Raw genomic sequence first — 18,712 nt, 5'->3', positions numbered from 1 at the left:
TGCAAAACGGTTCTAAAAATATAGAAGGTAAAATTCGATAAAAATAGAATATGTTATATAGCAAACAAGGAGTGGATAAAAATGGAGGTCTATCACATAACGAGCAGAAAAAGAGAAACATACAACGTTCAGGTGAAATATTCGATACTTTTCGAATGTGCACTTGGCATTGCTGCTATTACTCATAAAAGGTTAATTGATACACTTGAAAAGACTCAAAGTGAATGGGAAGAAATTAAGGAAGCATTAACAGAAGAAATGAGAGAACACTTACAGTTTGTAGAAGAACATAATACGTGGAAAGCATTACTCCAGTTATTGTATGAAGAGGATTTTCAAGATTTATCGCAGTTTAATTTTAAAATTGATTCACTTTCAGAAGAAGATTTGAAATTTATATGTTTACCGTTTTTAGGAGAGAAGTATGAAGAGAAAAGGCGTTTAGCTGCAACGGGAGTTGTATGTGCAATACATGAACTAAAGGAACTAACAGATAATCATCAGTTTTTTTCTACTTATATTAGCTTTATATGTAATGTAGATGTACAAGTGCTGAAATCGCATTTAATCGCTGTTATGACAGGTTGGTATGAGAGTGTTATTAAAAGAGAGGAAGAACAAATATTTTCTATATTAAAACGAGATTATGAAGCGAAAAATGAAATGAATAAAAAGATGAAGCCGGAAGAGTTTGTCGAGTGGGCGACTGGCGGAGTGAACTATATGCCAGAGCCAAGTGTTCATCACGTACTTCTTATTCCGCAAATGACGTACAGACCGTGGAATATTGAAGCGGATATTGATGATACGAAAGTATTTCATTATCCAGTTGCGAATGAAAGTATTCATCCTGAAGATCCGTATGAACCGAATTATTTTTTAGTTCAAAAACATAAGGCTCTTGGAGATGAAGCGAGATTGCGAATTGTAAAAATGTTGTTTGAAAAAGAACGTACATTACAGGAAATAACGGAAAGATTACAGCTTGGTAAATCGACTGTACACCATCATTTGAAATTGTTACGTGCAGCGAAGTTAGTTGATATACATGACGGAAAATATGTATTAAGAAAGAAAGCAGTACAGTCTTTAGCGAAAGAATTAGATATGTTTTTGAATAGATAATTAACAACGGGAATGTACATAAAGGGAGGAATATAAAAGAAAAGTTGGTGTGTGAAATTGAAAAATATATTGAAAAATCGTTCTTTCTTTTTCATGTGGATTGGTAGTGCAATCTCAGAATTAGGAGGGGCTTTCGGAACGTTATGTAATTCAATTCTAGTATATGAGTTAACAGGATCGGAAATGGCTTTAAGTAGTATGTGGCTATTATATTTCATCCCATCACTCATACTGCAATTAATAAGTGGCCCATTTATTGATAAATGGAGCCGGAAGTGGATTATGATTTTTTCACAATGGATACGGGCGTCCGTATTCTTATTACCTTTGGTGATGCTAGTTACAGGTAGTATAGAAGTTTGGCACATTTATGTTGTTCAAATTGTAGTGGGACTTATTACACCTCTTTATACACCTGCGAGTCAGGCAATTACACCGAGCATTGTAAGTCAAGGACAACTTCAAGACGCAAATGCGTATATTGATGGAATGACTCGTCTCATGATGTTTCTTGCGCCAGTATTGGGCGGAGTAGTCATTCATTTCATTGGAACAGAACTTACATTATCTTTCGTATGTATTTGTCTATTTGTTAGTGGTGCTTTCTTACTTTATATAAAAGAAAAGAGAACTACAACAGATATACGAAAAACGTGGCTAGAACAATTTCTTCAAGGTTTTACATATTTTTTTACAAAACCAATCATCGTTTGGCTCGGTATATTTCTTACTTTCGTGCAGTTTGGAGTAGGGGTAACGATGGTCACAAATCTTCCTTATATAAAAGACGAGCTGTTAGCGGGATATGCAGAGTACGGCTATTTTATGGCAGGTTTTCCACTTGGCTACGTAATTGGATCAGTAGTAGTCGGAAAAGTAACATATAAAAGCCGGCGTATACTTATGCTTGGAGGATTGTTTATAGGGGGGCTCACATACATTTCATTAGGGTTCAATCATAGTATTATCATTGCAATACTAATTGAAGTAATAGCAGGGATTTGTATTGCATTTTTCAATGTTCATAACACAACAATATGCCAACAAATCGTCCCAAATAATATGATAGGACAAGTATTTTCAGTGCGTTTATTTTTCATACGATCCGCTATGCCATTAGGTGTGTTAGTAGGGGGAATATTGAGTGAAATGTGGGGAGTAAGAGCGCTATATGTAATTATCGGTGCAGTTATATGTGTTACATCTTTAATAGGGATGTTACTTCCATATTTCAAATTTTTAGATGAGGCGATAGAAAAGAAATCAGCATAATTCAAAAAATTAAAACTTTACAATTGAAAATAATTATCATAATCAATTATAATAGAAGAATACTAGTATTCGTATAACAAAGAGGGAGTGGAATATATGTTTATCGAAACGAAAACATTTACAGTAAAAGAAGGTACATCAAATATAGTTGTAGAACGTTTCACTGGAGAAGGTATTATTGAAAAATTTGAAGGCTTCATCGATTTAAGTGTTCTCGTGAAAAAAGTAAGACGCGGCGACGAAGAAGTTGTCGTAATGATTCGCTGGGAATCGGAAGAAGCATGGAAAAACTGGGAAACAAGTGAAGAACACTTAGCTGGACATAGAGCGGGCCGTGGTAAACCAAAACCAGATCATATTATTAATGTGGATCATGCGGTTTATTATGTGAAATCATCGAAATCGGCTTATCAACAGTTGTAATATACAAGCAGAGGATACATGTTGTAGAAGCAAACATGTATCCTCTTTTTTATTACTGGGGGGATGGGAATGATAGGAAATCTTTCATTCATTTAAAAAACGTTCTAGGCTATAGAAAAAAATATTAGACTTATAAAGCATAGTCTTAGACGGAACGCTTGAATATTTTCCCTTACATATTTAAGTGTTATGAAAAAAATGAATCCATATACCCTCAGTTTAAAAGGAGATGAGTACATGAAGCTGAATCATTTAAATTTATGTGTTGATGATTTATCGGAAGCGAGACATTTCTTTGAAACATTTTTTGATTTTCAATTTTTGGAGCAAAAAGGGAAAGCACTTGTAGTCATGAGTGATGAGAGTGGTTTTATACTTGTACTAAGTGATCCAAAAGCATTTAAAGGGAATAAGGAAGTTACGTATCCGGAAGCTTTTCATATTGGTTTTTTAGTGGATACATCAAGTGAAGTGGATCAAGCATATAATCGTTTAGTAGCCGGCGGCATTGAAATAGACAAGGAACCTTATTCGATGAGAGGTAGTAGTTATGGTTTTTATTTTACAGTATTTAATGGCTTATTAATTGAAGTGTCTTGTCTTGATTATAGAGAAGATAAGAAAGTTTCAAAGCTTAATAGTAATCATCAAGAGTAATCATTTGAAGGTGTATAAAATTTAAATATGTATCATATTAGAAGACGGATTAAGAAAGTTTCACTGTAAAGTAAAAAAGACAGACTAATAAATAGTCTGTCTTTTTTACTTTAATTCTTCACATCATCATAAAGTTCAAGTGCCTCTTTCACATTCAATCCATTTTTTACAATGCCATGTATTGCTTGGATCATCGCAGCTGGGTGCTCGGATTGCCATATGTTTCGGCCCATGTCTACTCCAATTGCGCCTTCTTGCAACGCATTGTACGTAATGTTTAATGCGTCTTCAATTGAATCTAGTTTGGGGCCGCCCGCGATGACTACTGGGGCAGGGCATGTGCTCGTTATTTTTTCGAACCCTTCGCAGTAATACGTTTTAATAATATCAGCACCCATTTCAACACATACGCGGGAAGCAAGTGCTAGAAAGCGAGCTTCACGTTTTTGTAATTCTTTTGCGACTGCGGTAATGCCGAGTACAGGTAGGCCGTAATCGTGAGCTTCAGAGACTACATTTGCGAGATTTGTAACAGTTTGTGTTTCATAGTCTGATCCGACAAAAACAGAAACGCCAACGCCAATTGCGTTTTGCTTCACTGCTTCTTTCACAGGTGTAACAATTGTTTCATTCGCTAAATCTTTACCGACGACAGTAGCGCCGCCAGATACACGCATAACCATCGGTGTGCTGCAGTTTTCAGGAATACAGGAGCTAAGTACACCACGCGTTAAAAAGAGGGAGTCTGTATAAGGAAGTAAGTTTTTTACTGTTTCAAGTGGTTGTTCTAGTCCGTGAATTGGTCCTAAGAAATAACCGTGATCTATTGCTAACATAACCGCTCTACCATCAGGTAAAATTGTATTTAATCGATTTTTAAATCCCCAAGTCATTCCAAATCACTCCTTCGTTAATGTTGGATTTTCCGTTTGTACCGTATCTTTATTTGGTAAATGTGGTGACTTAATAAAAACAGCTTTAAAAGGTTTGTCAGAATGGTTAATAAGATAGTGAGATTCATGAGGACGAACTTGCAGGACATCACCTTGTTTAATTGGAACTCTTTCATTATTCACATAGAAATCTATTTCACCTTCTAATGCATAAAAGACCTCTTCGCACGTCGTATGATAATGGTTTTGAAACTCCTGGCCCGGTTGAATGACAACAAGGCCAAGATCAATATTTGGACCTTGTATTAAATATTTCGGCCCGTTATCACCGAAGCGATAGGAGAAGTCATTTTCATTCGCTTTTAACATACAGTTCACTCCTTTATGTAATGTGTTACAGTGCACCAGGCGCAATCCACATATGTGAGGTGAGCCCTTTATCAGCTAAAGCGAGCTGACTGTCATATACAGTTTTCCATGTTTCATAGAACTCTTTATATAGTTCGTGATTTTCAGTAACTGGTTCGAATGTTTGCTCCCACTGTACAAACTCTTCGGCAGTTTCTTCCATAGATGAATATATGCCAGCACCAACTCCAGCAGCAATCGCAGTTCCTAAAGCAGCTGCTTCTTTCACAACGGGTACTTTTACAGGAATGCCGAGTACGTCTGATAGAATTTGTGGCCATAGTTTCCCTTTAGCGGCACCGCCAGCAAAAACGACTTCAGAAGGGAATGTACCAGTAAGATTTTCAATTAGTTTTAAGTTTCCAAGTGTAACGAAGGCTGCATTTTCTTCAATAGCACGAAACAGTTCTTTTTTTCCGCATTTGTCAGCGTCTAAACTTAAATTTAAAAAAGAAGGTGCGGCATGACGCCAAGAAATGTAGTTCATAACGTTTGAAAAAGTAGGGATAATGCCATGTGAACCGACAGGTACGTCTTTCGCTTGTTCTTCTAGTAATTCATAAGCATCTACACCGAGTTTATCAGCAAGTTTCTTTTCTTCTTGGCAAAAAGCGTCTCGAAACCAGCGCATAACGAGACCTGGGAAAAAGGCGATTGTTTCATATTGCCATAGGTTCGGAACGACGTGACAATTTACTCGAATCGCAGCATGTGGATCTGTTATTGGCTCAGTAACATTCACTTCTTGTTGCCAAAAGCTACCCCCGCATATTAATGTTTGATTCGGTTTCACGATTCCTGTTCCGAGCGATGACATTTGAGCATCCCCCCCCCCGGCGACGACAGGAATCCCTTCACGTAATCCAGTTAATGCTGCACACTCTTTTGTAACGTTGCCAATTACTGTACCAGCTTCATTTACTGTTGGTGAAAATGGCAAAGATAGACCGCACTCCTTAGCGACATCGTTATCCCACACTCTATTTTGTAAGTCAAAAATACCTGACGTGCATCCGTTTGAGGGATCAATTTGCAGTACGCCGCTTAGTTTATATAAAATCCAATCGTTTAACATTGTAAAAGAGTAAATATTATTATGGACGTCGGGTTCATGTTTTTTTATCCAGAGTAGGCGTGGTAAAGCACCTAATGAAAAAGTTTGACCAGACTTTGTATATAAATCTTTTTCAAGATGTGACCGAATTTCTTTTAATTCACTAACTTCGACGGATGCACGGCCATCAACATTTGCACATGCCCATATTTCTTGCCCATGTTTATCATATAAAACAAAACCTTCTCGCATACTTGTAGCGCTAATAGCAAGAATAGAAGAGGCAGGGGTATTGCTTTTTTGAAGAACCTCTTTCGTACATTCTTGTACTAGCTTCCAATTTTCTATTACATCAAAGTTCATAGAGCCTGGATAACGAGGGTCAGATTTGTGAATCCATTCTTTTTGACTTACTGCAATTTGATTACCATGTAAATCAAAAAGAACTGCTCGAATGCTCCCTGTACCAGCATCGAAAGCTAATAAATGGGACATTAACAATCACCATCCTTTCGTAATAAGGAGAGGGCAGTTTCCTCATCGGTAATTAATGAATGAATAAACTTTCCTTTTAAGGCACCATAAATTGCATCTATCTTTTCAGTACCTCCAGCCACACCAATGACATGCTTCATGTTGCGAAGAATCGTAAGTGGTGTGCCAATTAGACGATTATGATGCGAGAGCTCTAATAACTCACCATTCGTATTATAAAACTGTCCTAAAATATCGCCCGCCCCGTTTTGACTTCGAATATATGTCATTTCACGTAGCGTTAATTTTTCTTCTTTTACAATTGTAGCGTCTTGAGATAACCCGCCAATACCGACAACTGCTGTATGTGCAAGTGAAGCGACATGAAGCATATCTTTCACACTTGGTTCTGATAAAATACTTCGTGCCATTTCAGTAGAAGATGCTAGAAAAGGAGTAGGAATAATATGAAGTTCGCCTTGCATGTAGTGTAAATAGTTTTGTTTTCTTGGGAGATAGTGGTTTACTCCGCCTGTTAGCGTTACGAATGAAAGATTAATAGAACTTTCAAAATGAATGTTTTCTAGCATTTTACTTATCGTTTCACCCCAGCCGATGCCGAGTAAATCACCTTGTTGGAGATGAGTCTCTAAATATTGTGCAGCGGCTTTTCCGAGAGAAGTAGCATAATTGTTTATTGGAGTAGGGATAATGAAAGCATCTCTTAAGTGGAACTTTTTCATTAAGTCACGTTCAATGCTCAAGCAATGCAAACCGGTTCCTTTTACGTGAAATGTAACGATACCTTCACTGCGTGCCTTATCTAATAACCGGACGACTTTATTTCTTGAAATATGAAGAAGTGAAGCAATCTCTTGTTGTGTTAATTGATCTTTATAATAGTACCAGGCTACTTTAGTTAATAAATTTTCTTCAAAGTTCAGCTGTGACATACTCTTCATCCCTTTCAACAATTGACCAATGCTTAAACATATGTGTCACATATTTTGTTTATTCCAGTTGAAACGATTAATAGTACATTGAAAAAAGTGTTCTAGATATGAAAAAAGGAATATACAATGCTACAAAACAAGTAGAACAAATAATCATTTTCTCAAAAAATGTTCTGGGTAAAGGCAGGTGACATCATGTGGAGAATGTGCCCTTATTACAAGTGAAGAAAATGAGTAAGGCGTTTTCGAATCAACTTGTGCTAAAGGAAGTGAACTTACAAGTAGAGCATGGTGATATATACGCTTTAGTTGGTGGAAATGGCGCCGGGAAATCGACATTAATGAAAATATTAACGGGGTTATATTCGTATGATGATGGAGAGATGTATGTAAAAGGAATGAAGCAACAGTTTTCAAATCCATCAGAAGCACACCGAAAAGGTATTTATTTAATACCGCAAGAACCACTCATTTTTCCGCATATGACTATTGAAGAAAATATATGTATCGGGTTAAAAGAAAAGAAAAAGAAACTAAAAGTACAGATTCAGCAATTGATTAGCAGCTTAGGATGGGATATTGACCTTAATAAACTAGGAGGAACATTATCGATTGCGCAACAACAGTTAGTAGAAATCGTTAGAGGATTAATAAGAGAAGCTGAGATTCTTATTCTAGATGAGCCAACATCGACATTAACAACACACGAAATTAAGAGTCTTTTTGTGTTGATGAAAAGTTTACAAGAAAAAGGAATTGGGATGATTTATATTACGCATCGTTTTCCAGAAATCTTTGAAATTGCCAACAAAGTAGCAATACTACGTGATGGAATGGTTGTAAGCCAAGGTGATGTATGTGACTATACATATGACATGCTGATGGAGGGACTATTGCCAAAAGGATATAAACAGAAAGAGAAAATAGAAGTAGTTCAAGAGACAGTAAAGACGAAAAAAATATTAGAAGTGGTTGATATAAATGGTCACGCATTCGAAAATATATCATTCACTGTACATGCGGGTGAGGTTGTAGGTGTTGCTGGCATTATAGGATCTGGCAGAACGGAATTAGCAGAAGCGATATTTGGATTGAAAACTATAAAATCAGGGTCTATCTTATTGGGTGGAAAATCAATTGATACGTGTTCTTTGCATAAAAGGCTAGACGAAGGCCTAGTTTATGTGCCAGAGGATAGAGTGAGGAATGGAATTTTCTCAATTGCTTCTGTTAAAGAAAATATTGCAGCAGCAAGTTTATATCAAAATAATCGCTTTTTTATAAATCAAGAAAAAGAAAGCGCTTTAGTTAATTCGTTTATAGAACAGTTCCGAATTGTTGTACAGAATATGAATAAAGAATTGGCATCTTTATCAGGAGGTAATCAGCAGAAGGTCGTGCTTGCGAAGTATCTTGCATGTAATCCGAAAATTATTATTCTTGATGAGCCGACTCGCGGAATTGATGCGAAAGCAAGGCTTGAAGTGTATGAGACGATAAAAAAAATGAAAAGGGAAGGACTCGCAATTTTATTAATCTCTTCAGATGTTGAAGAAATTATCCAATTAGTAAACCGTGTATATGTAATGAGAAATGGGCGCTTTGTTTCTTATATGGAAAAAGAACAACTGAGTGTGAATGAAGTTACACGCCTTGCATACGGAGGTGTAACGGAATGAAACGTATGTATAAAATGCACGAAACGTCTATCATAATGTTACTACTAATTTATATAGCTATTGTAGGGATGATAAACCCTAGTTTTATTCAATTTACCTCGTTATCTTTACTGATGAAATCAAGCGTTATTTTAGTCGTGCTAGCAATCGGTCAATCGTTCGTCTTATTTACGAAAAATATAGATGTATCAGTTGGTTCAAGCATGGGATTAAGTGCAGCAGTTTGCGGAATGATGTTAACGAATGGGTATAGTGCATTCTTGTCGATATTTGTAGCTATTATACTTGGGGCCATTATCGGTTTCGTAAATGGTATTGGAGTTGCGAAGTTTCGGGTACCAGCCATTATTATGACATTAGGCATGTTAGGAATTATTAGAGGTACAATGTTAATTTTCACAGGCGGGAAGTGGATTGAAGATATTCCAAATAATTTTAAGAAACTTTCATCTATCGTCATACTTGGTCTGCCGATAACTGTATGGGGTATTCTAATTGTTTTATTACTACTATATTTCTTTTTAAGGAAGGTACCTTACGGAAGATACTTCTATGCGGTAGGTGACAATGAAGATGGTGCGAGACTCATTGGTATACCTGTTAATCAAGTGAAGATAAATGCGTTTATTGTATCGGGCATAAGTGCGGCAATCGCTGGTTGCATATTTGTTATGAATATCGGGTTCGTTCCAAATCAAACAGGTACAGGAATGGAACTACAGGTGATTGCAGCTGCTGTGCTAGGAGGAATTCATCTAAAAGGAGGAACAGGTTCTATATTTGGAGCTGCACTAGGAGCATTGTTTTTAGAAGTGATAAGCAGTTCACTTATCTTTTTAAAAATACCAGCATTTTGGAATAATGCTATTTCAGGTTTTTTACTATTACTTATTATCATATTAGATAGCGTCATGAAGAAGTGGAAAGCAGAAAGGAGAATGAATCTATGAAGTATTTTTACAAATGGGAAGGTGTGTTAATCATATTACTTCTTATAGAATTCATTTTCTTTAGTTTTATAAACAGCAATTTCTTAAATATTAGTAATCTCCTTTTTAGTACAAATGATTTTCTATTCATAGCAATCGCGGCAATTCCAATGACTTTCGTTATTGTAACAGGAGGAATTGACGTATCTGTAGGATCAATTATGGGGCTAACCTCGATTTTAATTGGTGTGTTTTGGATGAATGGAATTCATATTTTACTAGCAGTAATAATGGCACTTATAGTCAGTTGCTTAGCAGGAGCTTTAAATGGGCTTATTATAAAATTGACAGATGTAGAACCACTAGTCGTTACACTCGGAACGATGTTTTTATACGGAGGAATTGCACTCGTCATTTCAGGAGGGGCAGGTACTTCTGGATATGAAGGGATAAGCGGTTTACCTGATACTTATGTACAACTAGCAAATGGTAGTTTTATAGGAATACCCAATTTATTATGGCTACTTATTTTATTAACAATTGTATGCACGATTTTGTTTCACCGAACGATATATGGGCGCCACGTAAAATTAACAGGCGCGAATGAAAATGCAGCAAAATACACCGGGATTAAGACGAAGAAAGTAGTAATCATTGCTTACATACTTTCTGGGTTAGGAGGTGGATTAGGAGGAGCTTTCTTAACTGCATATTTCGGTTCTGCACGTGCTGATATAGGAAGCGAAACAATATTACCAATCATTACAGCAGTTGTATTAGGCGGGACACTTATTACAGGTGGAAAAGGAAGTATTTTCGGTACTGTACTGGCGAGTATTTTCATTGGGCTCATGCAGTATGGCTTGCAAATGACGGGTTTAACAAATGAACAATCCAATGTAGTAATAGGTATTATCCTTATTCTTTCAGTTATTATGAGACATTTCAAATTACATCAATTTTTAGCGGGGAAAAGACAGAGTTTGCATAAGGGGGAAATGTCATGAAGAGAAAACTAGGGATTGTATTGATTGTATGTATTTGTTTAATCGGTTTAATTGCGTGTTCTAGCCAAACGGCAGATAAGAAAAAGGCTGATGATGTGAAATTTGCATTTATTCCGAAATTAACAGGAGTTGGTTTCTTCACATCGGGAGGTGAAGGAGCAAAGGAGATGGGAGAGAAGCTAGGCGTACAAGTGAAATATGATGGGCCGTCTGAAGCGAGTGTATCAGGGCAAGTAAAGTATATAAATAATTTTATTAACCAAAACTATGATGCACTTATGGTTTCCTCTACATCAGTTGATGGTTTATCGCAATCACTACAACGTGCTAAGAAAAAAGGAATGACCGTCTTAACATGGGATTCTGATGTGAATCCGAAAGATCGTTCTTTTTATATAAGCCAAGGAACACCAGACCAACTTGCTAACTTATTAATAGAAATGACTTCTAAGCAAATTGGAGATAAAGGAAAAGTAGCATTCTTTTATTCTAGCCCGACAGTAACGGATCAAAACCAATGGGTAACGAAAGCGAAAGAAATTATTAAAAAGAAATATCCGAACTGGGAAATTGTAACGACGCAGTACGGTGAAAATAATGCACAAAAATCTTTATCCGTAGGGGAGAACATATTAAAAACGTATCCAGATATTAACGCAGTTATTTGTCCAGATGCAACAGCACTCCCAGCAATGGCGCAGGCAGCTGAAAACTTAAAAATGGATAAAAAAGTAGTGGTAACTGGATTTTCTACACCGAACGTTATGCGTGATTATGTAAAACGAGGAACAGTACAACAATTTGGTTTATGGGATGTAAAACAACAAGGTGCTCTCGCAACGTATGTAGCAAATGAAATTGTTGTAAAAGGGAAGAAGTTAAAAGTAGGGGATAGCTTCGAAGTAAAAGGAATTGGAAAAGTGAAAGTAGAGCCAAACTCCATTCAAGGATATGATTATGAGGCAGAAGGGAACGGAATTATCGTATTACCAGAACGAGTTGTATTTACGAAAGATAATATTGATAAGTATAATTTTTAGTAGACAAAAAAACGTCCGAATATATCGGACGTTTTTTTATTTCTGCATTAATTATGAACAGTTTCTTTTTCGTTTAATCCAAGTGTACGACCAGTAGAAGTGTGAAGATCTTGGAACAATCTTGGATTTTCAGTTAGTGAAATGCCATATGAAGGAATCATTTCTTTTATTTTTTCTTCCCATTCTACCATGCGGCTTGGGAAACATTTTTCTAATACTTCAAGCATGACGTGAACAGCAGTAGAAGCACCTGGTGATGCGCCTAGTAATGCGGCGATTGAGCCGTCAGCTGCACTTACTACTTCTGTACCAAATTGAAGTGTTCCTTTACCGCCAGCATCAGTATCTTTAATTACTTGTACACGTTGTCCAGCAACTACAATATCCCAATCTTCACTTTTCGCGTTCGGAATGAATTCGCGTAATTCTTCCATACGTTTTTCATGTGATAACATAACTTGCTGAATTAAGTATTTTGTAAGTCCCATTTCTTTTACACCAGCGGCTAACATCGTTAAGACGTTATTCGGTTTTACAGAACCGATTAAGTCAAGATTTGAGCCAGTTTTTAAGAATTTAGGTGAGAAGCCTGCGAATGGTCCAAACAGTAAAGCTTTTTTATTGTCTATATATCTCGTATCTAGATGAGGTACAGACATTGGCGGAGCGCCAACTTTAGCTTTACCGTACACTTTCGCATGATGCTGCTCTACAACTTTTTGGTTTTTACATACCATAAATAGTCCACTTACTGGGAAGCCACCGATATGCTTTGATTCAGGGATACCAGTCTTTTGGAGTAGAGGTAGGCTACCGCCACCGCCGCCAATAAAGACGAATTTAGCAGTATGATGCTCAATTTTACCACTATTCATATCGTGTACTTTTACTTCCCACAAACCATTTTTCGTGCGCTTAATATTTTCGACACTATGCTTGTAGTTTAGCTCGACATTTTTTGTTTTTAAGTAATCAAACAACATACGTGTTAATGCACCGAAGTTAACATCTGTTCCAGAGTCAATCTTCGTTGCCGCCATCGGTTCATTAGATGTGCGACCTTCCATAATGAGTGGAAGCCATTTTTTTAATGTTTCAGGAGCATCAGAAAATTCCATTCCTTGAAACAGTGGATTTTTTGAAAGCGCTTCAAAACGGTTTTTTAGAAACTCAACATTTTTTTCCCCTTGTACTAAACTCATATGAGGTAGTGGCATAATAAAATCTTGTGGATTACGAATTAATTTGCTCTTTACAAGATATGCCCAAAATTGTCTTGAAAGCTGGAATTGCTCATTCACTTTTACAGCCTTACTAATATCTATAGATCCGTCAGCTTTTTCGGAAGTATAGTTCAGTTCGCATAGCGCAGAATGCCCAGTACCTGCATTATTCCATTCGTTAGAGCTTTCTTCCCCGGCACTTGCGAGTTTTTCAAAAACTTTAATTTCCCATTCTGGTGCTAATTCTTTTAGTAATGAGCCTAACGTTGCACTCATAATTCCTGCACCAATTAAGATAACGTCTGTTTTTTGCTGCATGTTGCTCATGATAATCTCTCCATCCCCTATATTGGCAAAAAAGTGTAGGTGTTTTCTATGTCTAAGCCGTAAAAGAGAAACACCGCCTAGGCCCCACCTAGGTGTATACCTTTTTTGTCTCAATTATATAACCATCTCATACTCTATTATAATAATTAATAGACTAAAATATCTAGTGTTATCTGATAATTTTAAACTATTTAACGTTTTATTCGCTAAAAATCTTATTTAACAAGCTCTTTTAAGGTGATAAATAGAAAAAAATTACAGTTTGAAATTATCTCGAAAAAGCTTACGTATCCTTAAGTGACTAAATCGAGTACCTTTTTATGGGATTATTCTTTCTGTAATGGTAAGATTATTCTGAAAAATAAAAAGGAGGGACTCTAATGTGTACAAAAGAACAAATTTCAAGCTTATTTCGAAACTTTTCAATAAAGGAATGTAAAGGGTCAAGTGATTTATATGAATATTTATCAATGAAAATTGCTGAAGATGAGGAAGTACTTACACTATCGTCCTATGCTCAGGTAGGTCAACCAGTCCCAAACTTACTATTAGGTGCAGTACATTATTTATTGCTAGCAGGGAAAGAACATCATTTAAAAACGTATTATAGTAGTTTAGTTGAAAATGCTGATACAAATTTAGATAAAGCTTTTAATCATTTTAAAGATTTCTGTAAAGAGTACCGAGAAGAAATCATTACTTTGTTACAAACGAAACTCGTTCAAACAAATGAAGTAAGACGGTGCGCATACTTATACCCAAGTTTCTGCTACATATTTAACAAAGTGAAGAAGCCGTTAGCGTTAATTGAAATTGGGACAAGTTCTGGGTTGCAACTGTTCTGGGACCAATATTGTTATTCGTACGGGACGGATGAAATGTACGGAAATATAAATTCAAATGTGCATGTAACTTCTGAAATAAGAGGGGAGAATGTACCGCATTTTCTAAAAGAAAGCCCATCTGTCGTAGAAAGAATCGGACTGGACTTACATGTGAATGATTTACATGATGAGGAAGATTATTTATGGTTACGTGCTTTAATTTGGCCAGAACATAAAGAAAGGCTTGAGATGTTTGATCAAGCTGCATCTTTAGTGAAAAATGAATCTGTCCAATTAATAGAAGGAGACGGTGTAGAGCTATTATCATCTATTATTGAACAAATAAGTGAAGAAGCTGTTATTTGTATTTTCCATACACACGTCGCAAATCAAATACAAGAACAAGTAAAACATAAGTTAGAAAAACAAATACAAGAAATTGGCGCAAAACGTGATGTATTCCACCTGTATAACAACATGTGGGATCGTGACCTTCATATTGATTATTATATTAACGGAAACGAATATCGTGAAACGGTTGGAGAAACAGAAGGGCACGGGAGATGGTTTAGCTGGAAGATTGGAAATGAGACGCTTATTTAGATTAATATGGGCGCCCTCACTTGTAAAAGATGGGTCCATAGGCTCAAGCGTTGACTAAATGGTTAAGGAATAAATGTATTAGTAACATACAAAAAATGCTTCGTAGAAATCCTAAGCATTTTTTGAATTACATTTAAACCCCATAATGGATCATGTACTTCTGTTCTGCTGCAGCTTGTACAATTTTTGAAGCTAACTCATTCAGCTCATCAGATTTTCTGAAGAACTTTGAGGATGTAACTGTTTCATAGAAAATTGCTAAAGATTCAGGAGGGATAATTGTAATACCACAATAAGCTAAACCGTATTCCTGATTTTTGACTGTATGGAAGTAGGTTTTCATAATTGATAAATTTTGATTTAAACTACTGATAATATCATCATTAACAGAAATACAATGATATTTCTCTGGTGTATAATCATTGTAACTTTTTTGAGAATTAAATTCGTCAATTATTCCAAAATCATGGACACATGCCATCAGTATTATCCTTTCAAATTTAATAAAATGATTTCTATTAAAGTAAAATGTCTATTCGTTTAAGTGTAATAGAAATAGTTATGTAGTTCATAAAATATTTTCGATTTTTCTTCGTGAAAACAGTTTATTTATCGATAAACTCATCAGGAGTCCAAGTGGCGATTTCATTCCCAGGTGCAGCGACTACAAGCCATTGCTCACATAGGATACCAGCTTGCCAACATTCATAATAATCATGAAAACCATTTAAAAAAATAATTTGTCCACTATCTAATGTAATAATTAAATGAGGGATTTCTAAGCCAAGTTGTATATCGGTAACTTTTTGTCTTCTTATCTTACATATTCTTTCATATTCTTCTTTCTCAGAATAAACTTCAAATTCATCTTCATTTAATGGGTAGCTTTTTTGAGGTTTATTAAATAAACACCATTTGGATTCGATATTGATATATAATTGTCCGTCATAATCAACTGAGTCGTGAAAGTTTGTGAAATGAATCTTTATAGCGCCTGGAGAAATACCAAATTGTAATCCATCAACTTGTGATCCGATAAAGAGATTTTTCAACACTTTTTCAGCGTAAATTTTATCCTCTGTATTCATTCTTGAATTCCTCCTTTTCATAAAAATATACCTTATATTTTTATTGTAATAAATAAATTTTCATGTAAAATGAACCTTTTGTGAAAAACGAGCGAATATAGTGTGAAAGATCATGAGAGGGGAACGGAGCTTTGGATGAAGTACAATTAAAGGAATGGCTATATAAACGAAAGTATGTTATCTAAAAAAGACCTTGAGAAAGTGTTACTTTCGATTGCTGAATAGATATTTAGTAAAAAAAGCAACTAATAATTATATTATGTAAATTCTTTTTGTAAAACACCCATAAAAAATAGATGTTTTATATTTTGATATATTAGGTGGAATATATAGTTTAAAAAAGCGGAATACTTTGCGGAAAGTTAAAGACATTTTTCGCAAAGTATTCCGCTTTTACTTCCATTAATCGGTCAAAGTTGCAACTGAAGTATGCATCTGGCCAATTTTTAATGGATAGGTCAGGAGTATTAACATAGACACCTTTTGTAAAGGGGAGCATTGCCAAACGGAAGTCTTCACCCATCGAATACTTCCACCAGCACCTTCTGGTTGCTCCCAAGTAGCGAATATTGATATGTTTGATAGTGCTTTTCGGTAAAAGTAAGCAGTTGCTCATTTGGCACCTCAGCAACAGCACCGCCTAATCCGTGGAAAAATACGGAGGTGGTGGAAAAGGGTAAGTTAAATCGTAATTTCTATTTGATTGCCTTCTGGATCGCCTATTACACTTTCATAATAGCCATCTCCAGTAAAACGTGGTCCATTTAATAAAGGATAACCAGCATCTTTTATCACCTTTGTTAGTTCATTCACACGTTCTTCACTACCGACAGAAAAAGCCATATGAGCATAGCCGGTTATGTTTAAATTAGGCTTATTTTCAATCCCTTTTTTACGCATAAGTTCAAGTCTTGCTCCAGATTCGAACGTAATAAAATAAGATTCAAATTGTTTCGTTTTATTATGATATAAAGAGTTTGCTTTACCATTAAAGTATTTCATATAAAAATCACGCATACATTCTAAGTCATTTACCCAAATTGCAATATGTTCAATTTTCATAGGTTTCACCAATCCTATCTGTATCAATTAGGCTTCCACTGTATTAAATTTGCATTTGCATTGCAACAATTTTGCTTTGCTATTAAAGCTAGTTGTTAATTTTTGATTGTGTACGTACATACAATATGTAATTAAGTGAATGACCATCATAGTAATTACAGAAAAGGGTGAATACAGTATATGAATCAATTTGAACAAATGATGTACGTTGGTGTCATCATGTCTATTGTACTATCTGTAATGATTTTAGGGTCCTTATATTATAATCCTCGACTTTCGTTAACTGATTATCCGAAAGATATTCAAAAAGTAGTTTTTCCAAAATCGATTCATGAAAAAAAGCAAAGCATTTATTTTAATATTGTATATAATACTATTCTTTTCGGTAGTCCTTTCGTTTCTACATATATACTACATAAGCATGAAAAGTTAATGTATATGGATGCCTATTTACACACTTTTGGTATTTTAATGATTTTCAATTTAGTAGATTTACTTATAATTGATTGGCTAATTTTTTGCTGGATTACTCCAAGGTTTGTTGTGATTCCTAGTACGGAAGGTATGAAAGGATATAAAGATTATAAGTTTCATTTAAGAGGGGCTATTGTCGCTACTCAAATTTTAGCAATCGTAAGTTTATTTTTGGCGGGAATTGCTACAACTATTTAGTGTGAAGAAGAGCATGGAGCTTTTATAAAAGATAAGGAGATTTATAATATATAGAATTAGAAATGAGAATTTGATAGTATTGGAGTAAGGAGTTTTAATAACAGTATATTAAACAATATTAATATACTGTTGCAAATGTTTTGATATTATGTAAAATTATACAATTTTACGAAGGCATTTGGTAAAATTCAAAAAAATTTAATGGAGGCTAATATGAAAAAAGTAATTGGCGCAGCAACAGCAACTATTTTTGGATTGGGGGCGTTTACCACAACTGCTACCGCAGAAACAATTGTAACAGCAGATGTACTTAACGTACGTGAAAAACCGACTACAGAATCAAAAGTGGTCGAAAAAGTAAAGAATGGGCAAGAGTTAAAAGTCATAAATACCGAAGATGGCTGGTCAAAAATTGAGTTGAATGGTAAAGAAGTGTTTGTAAGTTCGGAGTTTACAAAAGATGTATATCATGTAACGGCGAATTTGTTAAATGTACGTACTGAAGCAAACACGGATTCAGAAATTCTTGGCAGACTAAAAAAAGATGATGTAATTGAATCAACGCATCAAGTAAAAGACGGATGGCTGCAATTTGAGTACAAAGGAAAAACGGCTTATGCAAACGTTTCTTTCCTATCAAGTACAGCACCAACTGAAAAGAAAACCGAAGAGAAAACGAAGCAAGTAGCGAAAGTACAAAAATCAGTTAAAGAAAAGAAAGAAGTAAAGACGCAGAAAGTAGCAAAAACGAAAGTACAAGAAATAGTAAAGCCTAAAGAAGAGGCAAAAATTAAAGAAGAAGTAAAAGTTAAAGAAGAACCGAAAGTGCAAGAAATAGTAAAGCCTAAAGAAGAAGCAAAAGTCAAAGAAGAAGTAAAAGAAGAAGAGAAAGCGCAAGAAATAGTAAAAGCTAAAGAAGAAGAGAAAGCGCAAGAAATAGTAAAAGCTAAAGAAGAAGAGAAAGCTAAAGAAGAAGAGAAAGCGCAAGAAATAGTAAAA

19 protein-coding genes and 1 pseudogene are annotated in these 18,712 nt (G+C 35.4%); 11 read left to right on the top strand and 9 right to left on the bottom strand.

Going from position 1 to position 18,712, the window contains the following annotated elements; translation table 11 throughout:
- The first annotated feature begins 81 nt into the window (after positions 1–81).
- The 4 genes from ACTFR8_RS27600 to ACTFR8_RS27585 all read left to right on the top strand — a co-directional run bounded on the left by ACTFR8_RS27600 (position 82) and on the right by ACTFR8_RS27585 (position 3,477).
- Complete coding sequence (locus tag ACTFR8_RS27600) at positions 82–1,125, top strand: ArsR/SmtB family transcription factor (RefSeq protein ID WP_000454578.1); 1,044 nt, start codon at positions 82–84, stop codon at positions 1,123–1,125.
- 51 nt (positions 1,126–1,176) lie between these two features.
- Positions 1,177–2,397, top strand: coding sequence for an MFS transporter (locus tag ACTFR8_RS27595; RefSeq protein WP_088046315.1), 1,221 nt, complete (start codon positions 1,177–1,179; stop codon positions 2,395–2,397).
- Positions 2,398–2,493: 96 nt separating this feature from the next.
- The gene (gene hmoA / locus ACTFR8_RS27590) at positions 2,494–2,820 is read left to right on the top strand and encodes a heme-degrading monooxygenase HmoA (RefSeq protein WP_000469497.1); all 327 of its coding nucleotides are present in this window, start codon (positions 2,494–2,496) and stop codon (positions 2,818–2,820) included.
- Positions 2,821–3,057: 237 nt separating this feature from the next.
- A complete protein-coding gene (locus tag ACTFR8_RS27585) occupies positions 3,058–3,477 on the top strand; it encodes a VOC family protein (RefSeq protein WP_000773087.1) in 420 nt (139 codons plus the stop codon).
- Between the two features lie 110 nt (positions 3,478–3,587).
- On the opposite strand, the gene lsrF is transcribed toward ACTFR8_RS27585, so the two are convergent.
- From lsrF to ACTFR8_RS27565, 4 genes are read right to left on the bottom strand one after another with little or no spacing between them, the layout of a single operon-like run.
- The gene (gene lsrF, locus ACTFR8_RS27580) at positions 3,588–4,370 is read right to left on the bottom strand and encodes a 3-hydroxy-5-phosphonooxypentane-2,4-dione thiolase (protein ID WP_000219782.1); all 783 of its coding nucleotides are present in this window, start codon (positions 4,368–4,370) and stop codon (positions 3,588–3,590) included.
- A 6-nt stretch (positions 4,371–4,376) separates the two neighbouring features.
- On the bottom strand, positions 4,377–4,739 hold the full coding sequence (locus ACTFR8_RS27575; RefSeq protein WP_000909986.1) for a cupin domain-containing protein: 363 nt from the start codon (positions 4,737–4,739) through the stop codon (positions 4,377–4,379).
- 25 nt (positions 4,740–4,764) lie between these two features.
- The gene (lsrK, locus tag ACTFR8_RS27570; RefSeq protein WP_252209591.1) at positions 4,765–6,327 is read right to left on the bottom strand and encodes an autoinducer-2 kinase; all 1,563 of its coding nucleotides are present in this window, start codon (positions 6,325–6,327) and stop codon (positions 4,765–4,767) included.
- Positions 6,327–7,277: a sugar-binding transcriptional regulator gene (locus tag ACTFR8_RS27565; protein ID WP_119781595.1), complete on the bottom strand. Its 951-nt coding sequence runs from the start codon at positions 7,275–7,277 to the stop codon at positions 6,327–6,329. Before ACTFR8_RS27565 ends, lsrK begins: the two co-directional genes overlap by 1 nt.
- Positions 7,278–7,456: 179 nt before the next feature.
- On the opposite strand from ACTFR8_RS27565, the gene ACTFR8_RS27560 reads away from it, so the two are divergent.
- From ACTFR8_RS27560 to lsrB, 4 genes are read left to right on the top strand one after another with little or no spacing between them, the layout of a single operon-like run.
- The gene (locus ACTFR8_RS27560) at positions 7,457–8,938 is read left to right on the top strand and encodes a sugar ABC transporter ATP-binding protein (protein WP_100617174.1); all 1,482 of its coding nucleotides are present in this window, start codon (positions 7,457–7,459) and stop codon (positions 8,936–8,938) included.
- Positions 8,935–9,888, top strand: coding sequence for an ABC transporter permease subunit (locus ACTFR8_RS27555; RefSeq protein WP_088046312.1), 954 nt, complete (start codon positions 8,935–8,937; stop codon positions 9,886–9,888). Before ACTFR8_RS27560 ends, ACTFR8_RS27555 begins: the two co-directional genes overlap by 4 nt.
- Positions 9,885–10,874 (top strand): ABC transporter permease, encoded by a 990-nt coding sequence (locus tag ACTFR8_RS27550; RefSeq protein WP_119781593.1) that lies wholly within the window; start codon positions 9,885–9,887, stop codon positions 10,872–10,874. The genes ACTFR8_RS27555 and ACTFR8_RS27550 overlap by 4 nt, the downstream gene beginning before the upstream one ends.
- Positions 10,871–11,914, top strand: coding sequence for an autoinducer 2 ABC transporter substrate-binding protein LsrB (gene lsrB, locus ACTFR8_RS27545; RefSeq protein WP_000823656.1), 1,044 nt, complete (start codon positions 10,871–10,873; stop codon positions 11,912–11,914). The genes ACTFR8_RS27550 and lsrB overlap by 4 nt, the downstream gene beginning before the upstream one ends.
- 47 nt (positions 11,915–11,961) lie before the next feature.
- Here the strand turns inward: lsrB and ACTFR8_RS27540 are convergent, their stop codons facing one another.
- Positions 11,962–13,464 (bottom strand): malate:quinone oxidoreductase, encoded by a 1,503-nt coding sequence (locus ACTFR8_RS27540; RefSeq protein WP_000069138.1) that lies wholly within the window; start codon positions 13,462–13,464, stop codon positions 11,962–11,964.
- Positions 13,465–13,844: 380 nt separating this feature from the next.
- Between ACTFR8_RS27540 and ACTFR8_RS27535 the strand changes: the two genes are divergently transcribed.
- Positions 13,845–14,891, top strand: a complete 1,047-nt coding sequence (locus ACTFR8_RS27535; RefSeq protein ID WP_070757959.1) for a DUF2332 domain-containing protein — start codon at positions 13,845–13,847, stop codon at positions 14,889–14,891.
- Between the two features lie 133 nt (positions 14,892–15,024).
- Here the strand turns inward: ACTFR8_RS27535 and ACTFR8_RS27530 are convergent, their stop codons facing one another.
- The 4 genes and pseudogenes from ACTFR8_RS27530 to ACTFR8_RS27515 form a co-directional block, all read right to left on the bottom strand.
- The gene (locus tag ACTFR8_RS27530; protein ID WP_000752491.1) at positions 15,025–15,372 is read right to left on the bottom strand and encodes a hypothetical protein; all 348 of its coding nucleotides are present in this window, start codon (positions 15,370–15,372) and stop codon (positions 15,025–15,027) included.
- A gap of 124 nt (positions 15,373–15,496) precedes the next feature.
- A complete protein-coding gene (locus ACTFR8_RS27525) occupies positions 15,497–15,979 on the bottom strand; it encodes a hypothetical protein (protein ID WP_001090917.1) in 483 nt (160 codons plus the stop codon).
- Positions 15,980–16,313: 334 nt separating this feature from the next.
- Positions 16,314–16,656 (bottom strand): annotated as a pseudogene (locus ACTFR8_RS27520) (BBE domain-containing protein); the annotation flags it as partial.
- A 4-nt stretch (positions 16,657–16,660) separates the two neighbouring features.
- The gene (locus ACTFR8_RS27515; protein ID WP_000687534.1) at positions 16,661–17,041 is read right to left on the bottom strand and encodes a VOC family protein; all 381 of its coding nucleotides are present in this window, start codon (positions 17,039–17,041) and stop codon (positions 16,661–16,663) included.
- Between the two features lie 180 nt (positions 17,042–17,221).
- On the opposite strand from ACTFR8_RS27515, the gene ACTFR8_RS27510 reads away from it, so the two are divergent.
- A complete protein-coding gene (locus ACTFR8_RS27510; RefSeq protein WP_001071233.1) occupies positions 17,222–17,713 on the top strand; it encodes a hypothetical protein in 492 nt (163 codons plus the stop codon).
- 213 nt (positions 17,714–17,926) lie between these two features.
- Positions 17,927–18,712, top strand: a 786-nt coding sequence (locus ACTFR8_RS27505) for an SH3 domain-containing protein (RefSeq protein ID WP_440028756.1), incomplete at its 3' end; no start/stop codon positions are given.

The organism is Bacillus cereus group sp. MYBK15-3, assembly GCF_051916765.1.
In the GTDB taxonomy this organism is placed as follows: domain Bacteria; phylum Bacillota; class Bacilli; order Bacillales; family Bacillaceae_G; genus Bacillus_A; species Bacillus_A cereus.
The sequence above is the reverse complement of the archived record's forward strand: the minus strand, read 5'-3'. Positions and strand labels throughout refer to the sequence as shown.

Excerpts from the sequence above, each read along its gene's own strand:
- ACTFR8_RS27600 (WP_000454578.1), top strand. The coding sequence starts at position 82 with ATGGAGGTCTATCACATAACGAGCAGAAAAAGAGAAACATACAACGTT.
- hmoA (WP_000469497.1), top strand. The coding sequence starts at position 2,494 with ATGTTTATCGAAACGAAAACATTTACAGTAAAAGAAGGTACATCAAAT.
- ACTFR8_RS27585 (WP_000773087.1), top strand. The coding sequence starts at position 3,058 with ATGAAGCTGAATCATTTAAATTTATGTGTTGATGATTTATCGGAAGCG.
- lsrF (WP_000219782.1), bottom strand. The coding sequence starts at position 4,370 with ATGACTTGGGGATTTAAAAATCGATTAAATACAATTTTACCTGATGGT.
- ACTFR8_RS27575 (WP_000909986.1), bottom strand. The coding sequence starts at position 4,739 with ATGTTAAAAGCGAATGAAAATGACTTCTCCTATCGCTTCGGTGATAAC.
- lsrK (WP_252209591.1), bottom strand. The coding sequence starts at position 6,327 with ATGTCCCATTTATTAGCTTTCGATGCTGGTACAGGGAGCATTCGAGCA.
- ACTFR8_RS27555 (WP_088046312.1), top strand. The coding sequence starts at position 8,935 with ATGAAACGTATGTATAAAATGCACGAAACGTCTATCATAATGTTACTA.
- ACTFR8_RS27550 (WP_119781593.1), top strand. The coding sequence starts at position 9,885 with ATGAAGTATTTTTACAAATGGGAAGGTGTGTTAATCATATTACTTCTT.
- lsrB (WP_000823656.1), top strand. The coding sequence starts at position 10,871 with ATGAAGAGAAAACTAGGGATTGTATTGATTGTATGTATTTGTTTAATC.
- ACTFR8_RS27540 (WP_000069138.1), bottom strand. The coding sequence starts at position 13,464 with ATGAGCAACATGCAGCAAAAAACAGACGTTATCTTAATTGGTGCAGGA.
- ACTFR8_RS27535 (WP_070757959.1), top strand. The coding sequence starts at position 13,845 with ATGTGTACAAAAGAACAAATTTCAAGCTTATTTCGAAACTTTTCAATA.
- ACTFR8_RS27530 (WP_000752491.1), bottom strand. The coding sequence starts at position 15,372 with ATGGCATGTGTCCATGATTTTGGAATAATTGACGAATTTAATTCTCAA.
- ACTFR8_RS27525 (WP_001090917.1), bottom strand. The coding sequence starts at position 15,979 with ATGAATACAGAGGATAAAATTTACGCTGAAAAAGTGTTGAAAAATCTC.
- ACTFR8_RS27515 (WP_000687534.1), bottom strand. The coding sequence starts at position 17,041 with ATGAAAATTGAACATATTGCAATTTGGGTAAATGACTTAGAATGTATG.
- ACTFR8_RS27510 (WP_001071233.1), top strand. The coding sequence starts at position 17,222 with ATGAATCAATTTGAACAAATGATGTACGTTGGTGTCATCATGTCTATT.